Below are 15,679 nucleotides of genomic sequence, written 5' to 3'. Positions count from 1 at the left end.
GTCAGGCGTGGTGGCAGGCCACCAGCACGCCGGCACGCGGCTGCGGCTCCGGGGCGCTGTCGAGGCACAGCGACGTCGCGGCCGGGCACCGGGGCGCGAAGGTGCAGCCCGGCAGGTCGGCCCAGGGGGTCACCGGCTCGCCCGTGACGGGGACCCTGGGGCGGCGCTCGCCGGGGGAGAAGGCCGGGACCGCGCTGATCAGCATCTGGGTGTAGGGGTGTCGCGGACGGGTGACGATCTCCTCCGCCGGTCCCTCCTCGACGATCCGGCCGAGGTACATCACGCCGATCCGGTCCGCGACGCTGCTGACGACGGCCAGGTCGTGGGCGATCAGCAGGGCACCGAAGCCACGCTCGGCCTGCAGGTCGGAGAGCAGGTTGAGCACCTGCGCCTGCACCGACACGTCGAGGGACGCCACCGGCTCGTCGAGCACGAGGAGCTGCGGCTCGAGCGCCAGGGCGCGGGCGATCACCACCCGCTGGCGCTGGCCACCACTGAGCTCGCGCGGCAACCGGTCCGCCATCGAGCGGTCGAGTCCGACCGCGTCGAGCAGCTCGTCGGCGGCCCGGTCGCGATCCCGGCCCTGGATGCGCAACGGCTCCGTCAGGATCTCGCCGATCCGCATCCGCGGTGAGAGTGCGGCGGCCGGATCCTGGAAGACCAGCTGCGTGTGCGGGCGACGGGTGCGGAGCTGCCGTCGAGGCAGGCCCGAGACGAGCTCGCCCGACCAGCGCACCTCGCCCTCGTCCAGCGGCGCGAGCATCGCCGCGGCGCGGGCCAGCGTCGACTTCCCGCAGCCGCTCTCGCCCACGAGCGCGACGATCTCGCCGCCGTTGACGCTCAAGGTGACGTCGTCGACCGCGACCAGTCGACTGCGTCGGCGGCCGTGCGTCGCGTCGTACGTCTTGCGGGCGTTGCGGACCTCGAGCACGGTGCCGGTCATCGAGCCTCCTCCAGTGCTGCGTCGGTGCCGGGCAGCCAGCAGCGGCTCCAGCCGTCCTGGGTCCGATGCACCGGCGGCTCCACGCCGCACTGGGCCGTGGCGTGCGGGCAGCGCGCGGTGAACGAGCAGCCCTCGGGCCATCGACCCGGCTCCGGCGGGCGACCGGGCATCGCCGTCAGTCGGCGTCGTCCGGCGGCGAGGGTCGGCCGGCTGGCCAGCAGGCCCCTCGTGTAGGGGTGTCGCGGGTCCGTGAAGATCTGGTCGACGGGCCCCTCCTCGACGATCTGGCCCGCGTACATCACCGCCACCCGGTCGGCGATCTCCGCGACGAGGCCGAAGTCGTGGGTGACGATCAGGGCGGACCGCCCCTGCGCACGGGTCGCGGCTCGGATCACCTCGAGCACCTGGGCCTGCACCGTCACGTCGAGCGCGGTGGTGGGTTCGTCCGCCACCAGGAGCGCCGGCTCGTTGGCGAGCGCGATGGCGATCGCGACCCGCTGCCGCAACCCGCCGGAGAGCTGGTGCGGGTAGGCACGCATGCGCTGCTCGGGTCCCGGTACGCCGACCGACGCCAGCAGCTCGAGCACCCGCGACCGGTGCTGGGACGCGCGGCCGCCTCGGTGCAGCGTGAGGGTCTCCGCGATCTGGGTGCCGATCCGTTGCAGCGGGTTGAGCGAGCTGAGCGGATCCTGGAAGACGGTGCCGACCACCCCACCACGCACCTGGGCGAGCGTGGCGGCGTCCGCGCCCACGAGCTCGGTGTCGAGCATCCGGACCGACCCGCGGGTGATCCGCACCCCGGATCCGGCCAGTCCGAGCGCGGACATGCAGGTGACGGTCTTGCCCGAACCCGACTCGCCGACCAGGCCGACCACACTGCCGCGGGGAGCGGTCAGGGAGGCGCCGCGGACGAGCACCTGGGGACGCTCGGGGCTGCCGGCCTCGATCCAGAGGTCTTCGATGACGAGGGTGTGGCTCACTTCAGCACCTCCGGGTCGAGGCCGACGCCGCTGAGGCGGAGGCGCAGGGCGGTGCCGAGGGTGTTGGCACAGAGCACGGTCAGCGCGATCATGAGCGACGGCCAGGTGAGGATCCACCAGGCGGTCTCGAGATAGACGGTGCCGTCGGAGATGAGGTTCCCCCACGACGGCGTGGGTGGTCGTACCCCGAGACCCAGGAACGAGAGCGAGCTCTCGATCACCACCAGCGTGCCCACCGTGAAGGACCAGACGACCAGGGTGACCGGCAGCACCTGCGGCAGCAGGTGCTTGAAGACGACATAGCCGTCGGACGCGCCGGCGCCGGTCGCCGCGACGACGAAGTCCTCGCCGCGCAGCCGCTGCACGATCGTGCGGGTGACCCGGGTGGGGAGCACCCAGCCGCCCAGGGTGAGCAGCGCGATCAGCACCGGGATGTCCGAGCCGACGACGGCGACCGCAGCGAGCGCGAGCACCAGGAACGGGAAGGCGAGCCAGACGTCGGCCAGGGTCATGATCGCCCGGTCGACGCGACCGCCGCGGTAGCCGGCGAGCAGGCCGAGCAGGACACCGAGCACGACGGCCCCGGTGGCGGCGCCGAAGCCGACCGCGAGGGACACCCGACCTCCGGCCAGGGTGCGGGCGAGCAGGTCCCGGCCGAACGGGTCGGTGCCGAGCAGCCCGCCGCTGCCCCCCAGCCAGTCGGGTGCCTCGAGCCGGTTGCCCAGGTCCTGGGCGATCGGGTCGGCGTCCACGATGAGCGGCCCGAGCAGACAGCCGAGCACGACGAGCGTCAGGACAGCCAGTGGCGTCCAGAGCCTCAGATCCGGCGTTCTCATGCCGCGGCCCTTCCCGTGCGAGGATCGAGGATGCGGAGCAGGACGTCACCGAGCACGTTGACCACGACCACCACCAGGCCGATCACGAAGACGGCTGCCTGCACGACGGGGTAGTCGCGGGCGAAGATCGCATCGACCAGGCGCTTGCCGATGCCGTCGTAGGCGAAGAGGACCTCGACGACCACGGCCCCGCTGAGCAGGTAGGAGAGCTCGACGACCAACGCCGCGGCGACGGCCGGGAAGGCGTTGGGCAGGGCGTGACGCCACACCACACGTCGGCTCGACGCGCCCTTGGCGGCAGCGGTGCGCAGGAAGTCCTGGTGGTCGACGAGGTCGAGCTCGGCGTCGACCATCCGGGCGGTACGCGCTATCGCGAAGAGCGACAGCGTGATCGTCGGCATCACCAACGTGTCGAGGGTGCCGCTGCCGAACGACGGCAGCAGACCCAGGCGTACGGCGAGCAGCGCGATCAGCCCGACGCCGATGACGAAGGTCGGCACGGCCTGGGCCAGGGTCAGCAGACCGCCCAGCAGGGCCCGGACGGGTCGCGGACCGTGGTGCAGGGCGATTCCGGCCGGCACTCCGACCACCACCGAGAGGACCATGGTCGCCACGATCAGGAGCAGGGTCGCGGGCAGGGCCCCCAGCACGGTGCCGAGTGCGGGCTGTCCGCTGAAGACCGACGAGCCGAAGTCCAGGCGGGCGGCGTCGCCGACGAACTCCAGGTACTGGACGACCAGCGGTCGATCCAGGCCGTACGCCGAGCGGATCGCGTCGAGCTGCTCGGGCGTGGCCGACGGGCCGGCCAACACCCCGGCCGGGTCGCCCTTGAGTCGGACCAGGAAGAAGAGCAGGGTCAGCAGGCCGAGCAGCGTGAGCACCGTCCGGACCAGCAGTCCGAGCACCAGCCGGACCGGCACGGGCAGCCGGGTCGGGCGAGAGGATGAGGCGGCCCCCCGCCGCGGGGCGGCGGGGGAGCGCGCTTCGTCGACGGTGCTCACTCGGTGAGGACCATCTCCTCGATCCGGATCAGGCTGTCGCCGGTCAGCGGCAGCTCCTCGACCCGGGACGCGGCGGTGTAGAGGTTGTCCGGCCAGGCCAGCAGGAGTACGCCGGCCTCCTCGTTCATGATCTGGGCCATCTCCTGGATGAGCGTGGCGCGGGCGTCCTCGTCCAGCTCCTGGGACTGCTGCTTGAACAGCGCCTGGTACTCGGTGCTGTCGAAGTGCACCTGCTGTCCGGGTGCGGGGGGACCGAAGCGGGTCACCGCGGCGATGTCGCGCAGGTCGTAGTAGTCGGTCTGCCAGTACAGCAGCGGCGTGGTGCTCTTCTGCAGCAGCGAGCCGATGAACGCGGAGAGGTCCTCGATGACGACCTCGCTCTTGAAGCCGACGGCGTTCAGGAACCCGGTCACCGACTCGGCCTGGGTCTTGAACAGGGCGGTGGTCGCGATCGGCAGCTCCAGACCCTCCGCCCCGGCGTCCTTGATCAGCTGCTTGGCCTTCTCGGGGTCGTACTCGTAGCTGGGCAGGTCCGCGTCGTACCCCAGGAAGCCCTCCTGGAGGAACTGGCTGCCGTTCGGCGTGCCGAAGCCGCCCAGGGTGCCTTCGACGAAGGCCTCCCGGTCGATCGCGTAGTTGATGGCCTGGCGCACCCGGACGTCGGCCAGCTTGGGCTCGACGTCGGCGATCAGGCTGGTGATGGCCGCGGAGCCGGCCGACTTGTTGACCGAGGTGAAGCCCTTGGCCTCCAGCTGCAGCGAGACGTCGGCCGGCAGCCCGAACGCCACGTCGACCTCTCCGGTCTGCAGTGCGCTGGCCATCGTGGTGGCGCTCGGGATCGCCTGGAAGGTCACCTCGGCGACGTTGTCCGTCGCCCGCCACGAGTCGTCGAAGCGCTCGAGCTCGATGCTCGTGCCCTCCTGGTACTCGGTGACCTGGAACGGGCCGGTGCCCGCCGGGCGCTCGGTCTCGAAGGTGGCCGGGTCGACGATGTCGAGCAGCGTCAGCCGGTTGAGCAGGATCGGGTCCGGGCCGGTGGTGACCACCTGGACCTCGGTGGGGGAGACGGCGACAGCCTTCTCGATCGTGCCGACCTTCGCGGCGACCGTCGAGTAGGCGGGGTTGCCGGAGAGCACGCGCTCGACGTTCGCGACCACGGCGTCGGCGTCGAACGCCGCGCCGGAGGAGAAGGTCACGCCCGCGCGCAGGGTGAACGTCATGGTGGTGTCGTCGACCCGCGTCCAGCTGTCGGCGAGCGCCGGGCTGAGCGCACCGTCCTCGTCGAAGCTGACCAGCTGGTCGAAGACCTGCTTGGTGTAGCTGCGACCGACGGAGGAGAGGGCAGCGGCCGGGTCGAGGCTGCTGGTGATCGCGGTGCTGGCGATCGTCACGTGGGCATCGGTGACGGACTTGCCCCCGTCGCCGCTGTCGCCGTCACCGCTGGTGCCACCGCAGGCAGTCAGGGCAGCGGTCAGCGCGAGGGCCGTCGTACCTGTGAGGACGCGCCGCAGGCTGCGACTCGGGCTGGGGAGTGGGTGGAGCGACATGGACACCGCCAATTCGTCTAGGGCCGCGGAAGCAAGAATCCGCTTCAATATACGATATAGGTCGGCGACGAGATGGGTAGGTGCGAATCCAGAAACCCATCGACGTCCCCGTCCCGCTGACCGCCGAGGACGGATACCGGTGGCTCACCGATGTCCGGGCGGTTCGCGGCGAAGGCACCGGACGCCCTGATAGCCGGGCCGCGGCGGCGGACGGGCGTTTCGCGACCTCCGGTCACGGGCATCCTGATTGCGTGGGGGGGCGAAGTGGTGTGCTCGTGGCTGGCGCCGTGGCTACTGCCTTGGTCATCGGGATCCTCGTCGCGTTGGACGACCGGAGCCCGACCGCCACCCCGCCTTCGGCGCAGCACAGCAGCGAGCGTGCGCCCGTGCGCTCGCCGCACATCAGTGAGCGTGCGCCCGCGCGGTTGCCGGCGCTCGGAGTGCAGTTCCACGCGACCTGGTCGCACTACACGAGACGCGAGCGCAACGCGGTCCTGGACCGCATCGAGGCCTCCGGCGCGCGATGGGTCCGCGTCGACGTCGGCTGGGCGATGCTGCAGCCCGAGCCCGGTCGGTTCGACCACCAGTGGGCGGTGCCCAAGGTCGACGGGGTGATCAGGGACCTGCGCCGCCGGGGCCTGAAGGTCGTCGTGATGTTCTGGCTCACGCCGGCGTGGGCGACGGCGGAGACCGACCCGGTGCTGGCGCCGTACACCTCGCCCGACGACCCGCAGGACTACGCCGACGCGCTCGGCTGGGCGGTACGACGGTGGGGGCACGTCGTCGACGCGTGGGAGATCTGGAACGAGCCCAACCTCGAGGAGTTCTACGTCGGCACCGACCCGCGGACCTACGCGAGGCTCCTGTGCCGCTCCGCCGAGGCGGTCCGGCGACGGGACCGGGACGCCCGCGTGGTCCTCGGCGGGCTGATGTACAACGACGACCGGTGGCTCGAACGCGCCTATCGGGCCGGGATCGGCGGGTGCTTCGACGTGATGGCCGTGCACGCCTACCAGGCTCCCGCCGACGCGCCGCCCAGCGCGTCCGACGACGGGGAGGTGTGGAACCTGACCCACCTCGACGCCGTCCGGGAGACCATGCTGGCCAACGGCGACCGGCTGCCGGTCTGGGTGACCGAGTTCGGGTGGAGCGTGCACGAGAACGACGACGACACCGAGTCCTGGCGCCGCGGGGTCGACGAGCGGCAGCAGGCGGCGTACGCCCGTCGGGCCCTGGTCCTGATGGGGCGGGAGTACCGCTACGTCAGGGCCGCGTTCTGGTACAAGGACGCGGTCGACGACACGAGCACCGACGAGCATCAGGAGGGCTACGCCATGCTCGACGAGGACCTCCGTCCGCGACGGGTGTTCCGCACCTTCGCCAAGATGTACGGCCGACCGTGACCGCCACCCCGCACCTGGCCCCGACCGTCGCCCTCCGGGTCCTGGGCCGCGCCCTGAGGTTCCGCTGGCCGGTCATCGTGGCGGTGCTGCTGCCCGCCGTCGTCCTCGGAGTGGGAGCGGTGGAGATCCGGTCGAGCCCGGCCGTCGCGGTGAGCGTCGTCGGCGTGGGCCCGGAGGACCCCGAGCTGACGAACGCCGACACGGTCCGGCTCGCGCTCGGTCGCTACTCCGTGCTGATCGGCTCGGCCGAGACGCTCTCCGGAGTGGCGTCGGCGACGGGCGTCCCGGTCCGCACCCTCGAGACGGCTGTCGAGATCGTGGTGTCGCAGGATGCCGGCAACCTGGCCGTCCGGGTCACGCTGCCGACCGAGGAGAAGGCCCGCGAGGTGGCGCAGGAGGTCGCCGAGCGTGCCGTCGCGATCAGTGCCGAGGACAACCTGGCCGACGCCGCGGTGCTGTCGGCCGCGCGGGTCGAACGGCCCGGACTGCTGGGCTCGAAGCGTGCGCTGCAGGCCGTCCTCCTGCTCGTCGCCCTGGTCGTGGCGGTGGGGGCGGCCTACGTGCTGGAGCTGACCCGGGGTCGGATCCGCACCGGGGGCGACGCCGCTGAGGCGGCGGGCGGTCCGTTGCTGGGCAACCTGCCGGGGCTGACCCGCTCCCGGTTCGGGCGCGGGGAGATCGCCTCCGACGACGCGATCCTCGACTCAGCTCGGTCGCTGCGCAGCGGTTGGGCCGCGGCTGACAGGTCGGCGCCGCCGGGTCCGGTCCTCGTCGTCGGCACGGAGCCGGAGGCGGGCGCGACCACGGTGGCCTATCTGCTGGCCCGCACGCTCTCGGACCGGGGAGCGTCCGCCATCGTGCTGGACCTCGACCTCGACCGGGCCGGCCTCAGCCGCCGCGTCGGCGAGAGCGACGCGCTCCGGCTGACCGACGTGCTGTCCGGACACTGCACGCTCGCCGAGGCGGTGCACCACGAGGGCGGGGTCGCCGTCCTGCGGACCGAGCCGCTGTCCGACGCCGGCGACCTCCTCGACCGCCGGCTGCCGGACGTCCTGGCCGAGGCCGCCCAGGGCTGGGACGTCGTCCTCTGCGACACGACCCCGCTCGGCGCGGGGGAGATCTCGGAGATCGTCGCGCCTCATGCCGCCTCCGCGGTCGTCGTCGTACGACTCGGCTCGACGCGCGCGGACGCGGAGCGTACGGCGGCGCGCCTCACGCGGCTGGGCCTGCCGATCCGAGGCGTCGTGCTCAACGGCGCCACCCGCGCGGCGGCCGAGACCCCGGGCCTGGTCGGGGCGGGGGACGCGCGTGGCTGAGAGACCTCCCGCGACGGGGCCCCGGATGCCGGTCCTCCCGCGGGAGCCGGTCGTGCTGATGTACCACGGCTTCTGTCGCGGCCGGCTCCCGAACGACCCCGAGAACCTCTTCGTCGACGTGGACCGGTTCGAGCAGCAGCTCCGATGGCTGCTGGACCAGGGCTGGCGGGCGCTGGACCTCGACGAGTACCTCGCCCGGCGCCGCGGCGGTCGGCGGCTGGGCCCGCGCTCGTTCCTGGTGACGATCGACGACGGCTACACCTCGGTCCTCGACCTCGCGGTGCCGGTGCTGGAGCGGCTGGGCGTCCCCGCCCTGCTCTACGTGCCCTCCGACCTCGTGGGCCGGACCGCGCGCTGGCTGTCGAGCCCCGCGGACGAGCCGCTCCTCGACGCCGACGCGCTGCGTCACCTGCACGGACTGCCCCTCGTGGAGCTCGGGGTGCACGGGGCCGACCACAGCGACCTGCGGCGCCGTCCGCCCGGGGAGCTCGCCCACCAGGTCCGGCAGGCCCACGACGTCCTCGCCGACCTCGTCGGTGCCGGCGTCCGCTCGTTCGCCTACCCCTACGGCACTCACGACCCGGCGGCCCGGGCCGCCGTCGCGGCGGCCGGCTTCGACGTCGCCTTCTCGGTCTTCGACGACGCCGGGCCGTACGCCGTCAGCCGGATCGACGTCAACGCGACCGACACCCTCGCGTCGTTCCGGCTGAAGGTGCAGCTGCCGCACTACCGGCTCTGGTGGTCGGCTCTGGACCGCGCCCCCGTGATCCGCCGGCAGGTGCGGGCCCTGGCCACCCGGGGCGCCGGGCGGCCCCGGTGACCGTCCTCGCGCGGCCGGTCGAGTTCGACGGCCCGCGCGGCGTCCGACCGTCCCGCCGCGTGCTGACGCTCGGTGCGGGCACCCTCTTCGGTGCGCTGGCCGGGCTGGTCCTGGCCGCGGCGGGTCTCGTTCTCGGCCCGTGGGGGCCGGTGGCGCTGGTGGCGCTGCCGGCGGTCGCGGTCGCGGCCTGGCGGGCACCGCACCTGGTCGTCGTGGGCGTGATCCTCCTGCTGCCGCTCGGGAACGTCGTCGTGGGGCCGCTCGAGCTGGTGCAGCTGGGCACGGCGGTCGCTGCGGTGGCCGTGCTGGCCCCCGCCGCGGCCCGTCTCGACTGGCGGCTGCCCCCGTGGCCCGTCGCTGTCCCGCTGGGTGCCTTCGCGATCGTCGCCGCTCTGGCGAGCGCCGGTGCCGCCAGTGCCGCCGCGGCCCTCCGGCTGGACGTCCAGCTGCTGCTCGTGCTGCTCCTGACCGTGGCCGTCACGACGGCGCTGCGGACCCCGGCCCAGGTGCGCCTGGCTGTGGTCGCGCTGGTCGTCGCCGGGGGCCTGGCCTCCCTGCCGGCGGTCCTCGGTTCGGGACCCACGGAGAGCCACTACGGGGGCGGGGTCGTCACCGGGCGGGCCGAGGGTGTCTTCGCCCAGCCCAACGAGCTGGGCCTGTTCAGTGCCCTGCTCCTGGTGGCCGCCGTGGGCGTGGGCCTGACCGCGACGACGACGCGGCTGCGCGTGACGTGCCTCGCGAGCGGGGGTCTGCTGCTGACGACCCTGGCGCTCTCGCTGTCGCGCGGGGCGTGGCTCGGGGCGGTCGCCGGCCTGGTCGCGCTCGCGGTGCTGGTGCCGGAGTCACGACGGGCCCTGGCGGTCCTCGGGAGTGCCCTGCTGGCCGTCGGGGCGGTCCTCGCGGCCTTCGGGGTCGGCCCGATCGCCGCGGTCGTCACCCGAGCCACGTCGGTCGCCGAGAGCGGGGCGAACCCGTACGACCAGCGGCCGTTGATCTGGGAGGAGGCCCTGCGGCTGTACGCCGAGGCGCCGATCCTCGGCCACGGGCCCGGTGCCTTCTCGCAGGAGGCGAGCAGCGACGCGCTGCGACTCGGCGCGTTCTTGGACGTCGACCACGCCCACCACCTGCTGCTGAACGTGGCGGTGGAGTTCGGGGCCGCGGGCCTGTTGGCCCTCCTCGGGCTGATGGTCGGGCTCCTCGTGCTCGTCCGACGCGGGCGGGCCGCGGGCTCCTCGCTGCCCGCCGTCCTGGCGGCCGCGTCGGTCGTGGTGGTCGCCCACGGCATGGTCGACTACCCGCTGCGCAACCCGCTCGTCCTGACGACGGTGTGGGTGGTGCTCGGCCTGCTGGTGGCCGCGGCCGCGGCCGCGACGGCGACCTCGGCCGACGGGTCAGGGGAGTCGCGGTGACTCCTCCGCTGGCTGCGCTCCGCCTGCTCGTGGTGACGCCGAGCGGCGTACTCGGCGGCTCCGAGCGGTGGCTCCTGGACCTGCTCGACGCGGCCGGCCACCGGCTCCGGCCGGAGGTCTGGCTGCTCGAGGACGGTCCGTTGAGGGCGGAGCTCGAGGCCCGCGGGACACCGGTCACGGTGCTGCCCACCGGACGCCGGGCCGCGTCCCTCGCGGCCCGCGGCCTCGACCTGCGGCGCCGGCTGCGCGCGAGTGACGCGGAGGTCGTCCTGGCCAACGGCGTCAAGGCCGCCGCGGCGGTGGTCCCGGCGGCCCGGGTGGTGGGGGTGCCGGTCTGCTGGGCCAAGCACGACTTCTCCTGGGACCGCGAGCTGGCCCGGCCGCTCGGGCGGCTCGCCGACGAGGTGCTGGCGATGTCGGCCTCGGTCGCCGAGCCCACAGGCCGGACGGACGCCGTGGTGGTGCCGCCCCCCAGGTCCGGGGACGCACCCGCGGACCGCGGTGTCGCGGAGTCCTTCTGGACCGGGCACGGCCTGCCGCCGGCGACCGGTCCGACGGTCGCGATGATCGGCCGGCTGGTCGGCTACAAGGGCGTCGACACCGCGGTCCGGGCGCTCGCCGAGCCCGCGGCCGGCGAGTGGCGCCTGGTGGTGGTGGGCGCCGAGGACCCGACCGAGCCCGACGAGGCCCGGCGGCTGTCGGCTCTCGCGGAAGAGCTCGGCGTCGCCGACCGGGTGCACCTGCTGAAGTCCGTCGAGGGTGCCGGCCACTACCTGGCGGCGTTCGACGCGGTCGCGGTGCTGACCCGGCGCGCGGGACGCCGCTTCGGTCGCGAGGGCTACTCGCTCGTCGCCCTCGAGGCGCTGGCGGCGGGGGTGCCGCTCGTGGGTGCCGCCGGCAACCCGGAGGTCGAGCGGATGGCGCGGACCGCGGGCCGGGTGGTGCCGCCCGAGGACCCCGGCGCGGTGGCCGCGGCACTCGGTGAGCTCCGCGGCCCGGAGGTCGCCGGGCGCTGCGGCACGGCCGGGCGGGCGGTCGTCGCCACGCACCCGGACCGGCGCTCCTGGGCCGAGCGCGTCGTCGCCGTGCTGGCGCGGGCCGCCCGGCGACCCGGTGCCGGTCTCGCCGGTCCGCCGATGACGGTGCTGACCTGCTTCAAGGACGAGCAGGGGAACGTCGACGACGTGGCGTCGCGGGTGCTGGCCCAGCTCGGACCCGACGACGAGTACCTCGCGATCGACGACGGATCGACCGACGGCACGGGCGCCGAGCTCGCCCGGTGGTCGGCTCGCGACTCCCGGATCCGGGTGCTGGCCGGGCCCGCGGTCAACCTCTCCTCGGCCCGCAACGCCGGGTTCGCCGTCGCTCGCCACGACCACGTCGCCTGCACCGACGCCGGGTGTGTGCCGGGGGAGGACTGGCTGGCCGGTCTGCGAGCGCCGTTCGCGGAGCCCGACCCGGTCGACCTCGTGGTGGGGGTGTACGACGTCGACGGCGGCGATCCCGTCCGCGACGCCGCCCGGGTCGCGCTGTTCCCCTCGCTCCGCGAGGCCCGGCGTCCGAGCGCCGCCTCGCAGGTGCTCGGACGGGTGACGGGCCGCCGCTTCTCGGCCCGCCGGCTCGACGGGCGGTCGATGGCCTGCACCGTCGACGCGTGGCGCCGGGCCGGCGGGTTCGACCCGGCACTCGACAGCTCCGAGGACGCGGTGTTCGGGGAGGCGGTGCTGGCGACCGGCGGCAGGAGCGCGCTGGCCCTGGACGCCCGGGTGACCTGGGCGCAGGCCGGACGCCTGCGCGACATGGCGCGGATGTACGCCCGGTACGGCGAGTGGGGCGGCCGGTCGGGCTCGTGGCCGTTGGTCAGCCGGGATCTGGTGCGCGGGGCGGCGTACCTCGTCGGCCCGGTCGGGTACGCCGTGGGCGGGCCGCGCACCCGCGCGCTGGTCGCGACCGCGGCGACGGGCTACCTGGCCGCGACCGTCGCCCGCGCGCAGGACGAGCCGGTCGCCCCCGGGACCTGGCCGCTGGTGCCGGTGCTGGTCGCGCTCAAGGACGTCGCCAAGGCGGCCGGGTGCCTGCGCGGGCTGCTCGGACGGCGTACCCCCGAGCGTGCGAACCCGGCGGCGTCGGGTGACTGAGGAGACGACGGTCGGAGAGGTCACCCATCGCGCGGCCCGGAACGCCGCCGTGCGGGCCGTCGCCGAGGTGCTCGGGAAGGTGGCCACCCTCGCGTGGACGGTCGCGGCCGCCCGGATGCTCAGCACCGAGGACTTCGGGATGGTGTCCTACGCGCTGACGATCATGCTGGTGCTCAGCTCGCTGGCCGCCTGGGGCTTCGACCCGGCGATCACCCGTCGGGGCAGCGCCGACCCGGACGCGCTGCCGCGCCTCTACCTGGCCACCCAGGTGTGGAAGACGCTGATCGCGGCGCCCGTGTTCCTGGTCCCGTGGTTCCTGCTGGTCGGCTCGCCGTCGCTGGGGTCGGGCCTGGTGCTGGGCTGCCTGCTGCTGGCCGGCTTCCCCGAGCTGTGGAGCCACACGGCCCGCTCCGCGGCCGCCGCCCGCCAGGTGTCGGCCGGGGTGTCCACCGCCCTCGTCGTCCAGCGGCTCGTCACCGCGCTCGCCGTCCTGCTCGCGCTCGAGGCCGACCTGGGCGTCGAGGGTGTGGCCCTCGGCTTCCTGCTCGGCACCGTCGTCGGCTGGGGCGCCCACGTGATGGCGGTCCGCCGCCTCGAGCTGCGCCTGCCCCTGCGTGACCTGCGCGGCGCCGACCTGGGCGCCGGCATCCGCGGCACCTTCCTCATCGGGTTGAGCAGCCTGGTGCTGATGCTGCTCTTCCGGTTGGACGTGCTGATCCTCGGCCACCTCCAGGGTCCCGACGAGGTCGCTGTCTACTCGGTCGCCTACCGCTTGCTGGAGACCGTGCTCTTCGTGACGTACGCGGTCAACTACGCCGTGCTGCCGGTGCTGAGCGCGACGGCGGACCGGGGTCGGCGCCGGCTGGGCTACGAGCGGGCCCTGGCGGTCGCCGGCTTCGTCTACCTGCCCTTCGCCGTGGTGTGCGTCGTCGACGGGGGCTCGGTGCTGAGCCTGCTGTTCGGCGCGTCGTACGCCGACGCGGCGGCGCCGGTGCTCGCCTGGCTGGCGCCGGCGCCGCTGTTCGTCGCCGCCGCGACCTTCGCGAGCTCGGTGCTGCTGGCGCTCGGGCGCTCCCGGGAGCTGCTCCTCGGGTCGACCTGCTCGCTCCTCGTCAACCTGGTCCTCAACCTGGTGCTCATCCCGCCGTACGGCGCGAGCGGCGCGGCGGCCGCCACCGCGGTGGCCTACGTCGTGCAGGCGGCCGTGGTGCTCGGCGGACTGCGCCGCCTCGGCGAGCGGCTCTCGCTGCTGCGCCCGCTGGCGTGCGCCGCGGCGGCCTCGCTGGTCCTGCTCGTGGTGCTCGTGGTCACTCCGCTGCCCCTGCTCGTGGAGCTGGTGGTCGGCGGCGCGGCGTACCTCGGTGCCTGGCTGGTGCTCATCCGCCGCTTCGAGCCCGAGCAGCAGCAGGTCGTGCTCGGGCTGCTGACGAGGCAGCGCGCCCCCGACCACCGATAACGCGGGGCCGTCAGCTCGCCGGCACGACGTCCGGACGACTGCGCCGGCGCGCCGCCATGGCCACCGCGACTCGGCCGCGGACCCCCAGCGGGACCGCGACCGTGGCGATCCCCGCGTCGTGCGTGGCGAAGCGGTGCTTGTAGTCCTCGTCGCCGCGCAGGAAGCGGAACTCGGCGGCACCCGATTCGATGGCGTCGCGCACGACGTGGGTCAGCAGCACGAAGCCGACCGACTCCCGCTCCAGGGCGGGGTCGCGCCCGAACTGGTAGCAGTAGAAGTCCGGCCCGAAGCGGAAGCCCAGCAGCGCGGCGACGCAGCGCCCGTCCAGGCTCATCGTCCACAGCCGCAGCCAGTCCTGCTCGAGCGCGGCGGCCGCGAACGCCGAGGTGAACCGGCGCTGCCGGGGCTCGGTCAGCGGGCTCTCGCCCTGCCACCGAGCGTCGTGGAGGGTGAACAGGGCGGCGAGATCGTCGTCGAAGGTCTCGGCCGTGGCCAGCCGGAAGGACACCTCGTGGCCCCGCTCCAGGACGGCGCGCTTCTTGGTGACCTGGTAGCGGAAGTTCTTGCTCTTCTCGGCGAGCCACTGCGGCCAGTCCTGACCCGGGGTGAACCGGACCACCGGGCACCCCTCGGTGCTGACCGGACGGGTCTCCAGCTCCTGCCACCAGGGCGCCGCGACCGGGCCGTCCTGGAGCAGGACGACATCGGTGCGCAGGTCACCTGCTGCCAACGCCTTCCGGAGCAGCGGCGCCGCCAGGCCGAGGTCCTCCGGGGCGCACACCGGTCCCAGCAGGTCCGCCGGGCCGTGGCCGATCCAGCGGACCTGGCGCAGCAGCCGGCCGGTCGCCTGGAGGGGGAGCACGATGCGCGGTCGCACGGGGTCGTCGTACAGGACGTGCGGTACGGCGCCGGCGCCGTACTCGTCCCACCACGTGCTCGCCCAGGTGTGGGTGGCGAAGACGTTGCGGGCCTGCAGGGCCAGGGCGTTCCAGGTTGCCGGAGGTGGGCCGGGAAGTGCCGTCACCCTGCTACGACACGTACTTCACGGTGAAGGAGCGCCGCGGCTTCCCGTCGCGGTCGCGACAGGTGAAGCGGAACCCGTCCCCGGCGCGCAGGGTGCACCGGAATCCCTGGAAGCGGAACGTCCGCAGGCCGAGCTCCTTCGTGTGGGCGGCCGTCTCCACGGCGCTCGGGTAGATGCCCCGTGCCCGCTTGCAGCTCAGCTTCCCCCTGACGACCAGGGACTTCTTCGGTGTCGCGTCAGGCAGGCACTGGCGGGCGGACTTCGCCGCGGCCCGGGGCGACTCCTGGCTCTGGGCCTGGGCGGGGGCGGGTCCCGCGAAGGCGAGGGTGGCGACGAGCAGCACGCCGAGGATGCGGGCCGGGACCGCGCAGCGGCGAGGGGAGGGGAGCATGCGCGGGAGGGTACCCGCGGTGGTGGGGTGCGAACCCTGACTCGCCGGCAGCCGGGGTGCTGTGCTCCGCAGCCTGCCAGTACCGCGGGCGCGACGACCGCCCGATCCTGGCGTAGGGCACGCTCAGCGCGAGCCGCCTCTTCTTGACCTGCTTGTCGATCGTGCACACCTGGCTCCTCCTGTCCTTCGCCTCGGGGGTCCTGATGGAGAGGTGGTGGTCGGTGTGGTCAGCGTTCGAGACCATCGTGATCGTGAACCTGTCGGCGGCCAGTTGGGCGGTGGATGCTCTCCCGCTCGCGTCGTTGACGGAGAGGACGTCGTACGCCCCGTGCGCGTTGCCATGGGTGACTTGGTCGGCTCGCGGGTTATGGTCCGAACGTAGGCAACCTCGGGACCGCTCGCCTGGACGACCAGC

Annotated in this window: 13 protein-coding genes; 6 read left to right on the top strand and 7 right to left on the bottom strand. The window is 73.9% G+C overall.

The window, feature by feature from the left end; genetic code table 11:
• Position 1: 1 nt before the first annotated feature.
• The 5 genes from MUB56_RS19020 to MUB56_RS19000 are packed head-to-tail and all read right to left on the bottom strand — an operon-like array spanning position 2 to position 5,307.
• A complete protein-coding gene (locus MUB56_RS19020) occupies positions 2–943 on the bottom strand; it encodes an ABC transporter ATP-binding protein (RefSeq protein WP_244928577.1) in 942 nt (313 codons plus the stop codon).
• Positions 940–1,923 (bottom strand): ABC transporter ATP-binding protein, encoded by a 984-nt coding sequence (locus MUB56_RS19015; RefSeq protein WP_244928576.1) that lies wholly within the window; start codon positions 1,921–1,923, stop codon positions 940–942. The genes MUB56_RS19020 and MUB56_RS19015 overlap by 4 nt, the downstream gene beginning before the upstream one ends.
• Positions 1,920–2,759, bottom strand: coding sequence for an ABC transporter permease (locus MUB56_RS19010; protein WP_244928575.1), 840 nt, complete (start codon positions 2,757–2,759; stop codon positions 1,920–1,922). Before MUB56_RS19010 ends, MUB56_RS19015 begins: the two co-directional genes overlap by 4 nt.
• The gene (locus MUB56_RS19005) at positions 2,756–3,760 is read right to left on the bottom strand and encodes an ABC transporter permease (protein ID WP_244928574.1); all 1,005 of its coding nucleotides are present in this window, start codon (positions 3,758–3,760) and stop codon (positions 2,756–2,758) included. Before MUB56_RS19005 ends, MUB56_RS19010 begins: the two co-directional genes overlap by 4 nt.
• On the bottom strand, positions 3,757–5,307 hold the full coding sequence (locus tag MUB56_RS19000) for an ABC transporter substrate-binding protein (protein WP_244928573.1): 1,551 nt from the start codon (positions 5,305–5,307) through the stop codon (positions 3,757–3,759). Before MUB56_RS19000 ends, MUB56_RS19005 begins: the two co-directional genes overlap by 4 nt.
• A 287-nt stretch (positions 5,308–5,594) precedes the next feature.
• Between MUB56_RS19000 and MUB56_RS18995 the strand changes: the two genes are divergently transcribed.
• Genes MUB56_RS18995 through MUB56_RS18970 form a run of 6 tightly spaced genes read left to right on the top strand, consistent with a single transcriptional unit; the run spans position 5,595 to position 13,849 of the window.
• Positions 5,595–6,710, top strand: a complete 1,116-nt coding sequence (locus MUB56_RS18995) for a cellulase family glycosylhydrolase (protein WP_244928572.1) — start codon at positions 5,595–5,597, stop codon at positions 6,708–6,710.
• Complete coding sequence (locus MUB56_RS18990) at positions 6,707–8,026, top strand: hypothetical protein (protein ID WP_244928571.1); 1,320 nt, start codon at positions 6,707–6,709, stop codon at positions 8,024–8,026. Before MUB56_RS18995 ends, MUB56_RS18990 begins: the two co-directional genes overlap by 4 nt.
• Before the next feature lie 25 nt (positions 8,027–8,051).
• On the top strand, positions 8,052–8,846 hold the full coding sequence (locus MUB56_RS18985) for a polysaccharide deacetylase family protein (protein ID WP_244928570.1): 795 nt from the start codon (positions 8,052–8,054) through the stop codon (positions 8,844–8,846).
• Entirely contained in the window at positions 8,843–10,255 is a 1,413-nt protein-coding gene (locus MUB56_RS18980) for an O-antigen ligase family protein (RefSeq protein WP_244928569.1), read from the top strand. Before MUB56_RS18985 ends, MUB56_RS18980 begins: the two co-directional genes overlap by 4 nt.
• Positions 10,252–12,393, top strand: a complete 2,142-nt coding sequence (locus MUB56_RS18975) for a glycosyltransferase (RefSeq protein ID WP_244928568.1) — start codon at positions 10,252–10,254, stop codon at positions 12,391–12,393. The genes MUB56_RS18980 and MUB56_RS18975 overlap by 4 nt, the downstream gene beginning before the upstream one ends.
• Positions 12,386–13,849: a polysaccharide biosynthesis C-terminal domain-containing protein gene (locus MUB56_RS18970; protein WP_244928567.1), complete on the top strand. Its 1,464-nt coding sequence runs from the start codon at positions 12,386–12,388 to the stop codon at positions 13,847–13,849. The genes MUB56_RS18975 and MUB56_RS18970 overlap by 8 nt, the downstream gene beginning before the upstream one ends.
• A gap of 10 nt (positions 13,850–13,859) precedes the next feature.
• Here MUB56_RS18970 and MUB56_RS18965 read toward each other — a convergent pair whose 3' ends face one another.
• Positions 13,860–14,873 carry a GNAT family N-acetyltransferase gene (locus MUB56_RS18965; protein WP_244928566.1) on the bottom strand — a complete coding sequence of 338 codons (1,014 nt, stop codon included), beginning with the start codon at positions 14,871–14,873 and terminating at the stop codon, positions 13,860–13,862.
• Between the two features lie 4 nt (positions 14,874–14,877).
• On the bottom strand, positions 14,878–15,264 hold the full coding sequence (locus tag MUB56_RS18960) for a hypothetical protein (RefSeq protein ID WP_244928565.1): 387 nt from the start codon (positions 15,262–15,264) through the stop codon (positions 14,878–14,880).
• Positions 15,265–15,679: the final 415 nt, after the last annotated feature.

Source organism: Nocardioides sp. W7 (genome assembly GCF_022919075.1).
Lineage (GTDB): Bacteria > Actinomycetota > Actinomycetes > Propionibacteriales > Nocardioidaceae > Nocardioides.
Note: the sequence above shows the minus strand (reverse complement) of the source record. Positions and strands in the feature narration are given on the sequence as shown.

What these genes read in the sequence shown, in the direction of transcription:
- MUB56_RS19020 (WP_244928577.1), bottom strand. Translation starts at nt 943, where the DNA reads ATGACCGGCACCGTGCTCGAGGTCCGCAACGCCCGCAAGACGTACGAC.
- MUB56_RS19010 (WP_244928575.1), bottom strand. Translation starts at nt 2,759, where the DNA reads ATGAGAACGCCGGATCTGAGGCTCTGGACGCCACTGGCTGTCCTGACG.
- MUB56_RS19000 (WP_244928573.1), bottom strand. Translation starts at nt 5,307, where the DNA reads ATGTCGCTCCACCCACTCCCCAGCCCGAGTCGCAGCCTGCGGCGCGTC.
- MUB56_RS18985 (WP_244928570.1), top strand. Translation starts at nt 8,052, where the DNA reads ATGCCGGTCCTCCCGCGGGAGCCGGTCGTGCTGATGTACCACGGCTTC.
- MUB56_RS18960 (WP_244928565.1), bottom strand. Translation starts at nt 15,264, where the DNA reads ATGCTCCCCTCCCCTCGCCGCTGCGCGGTCCCGGCCCGCATCCTCGGC.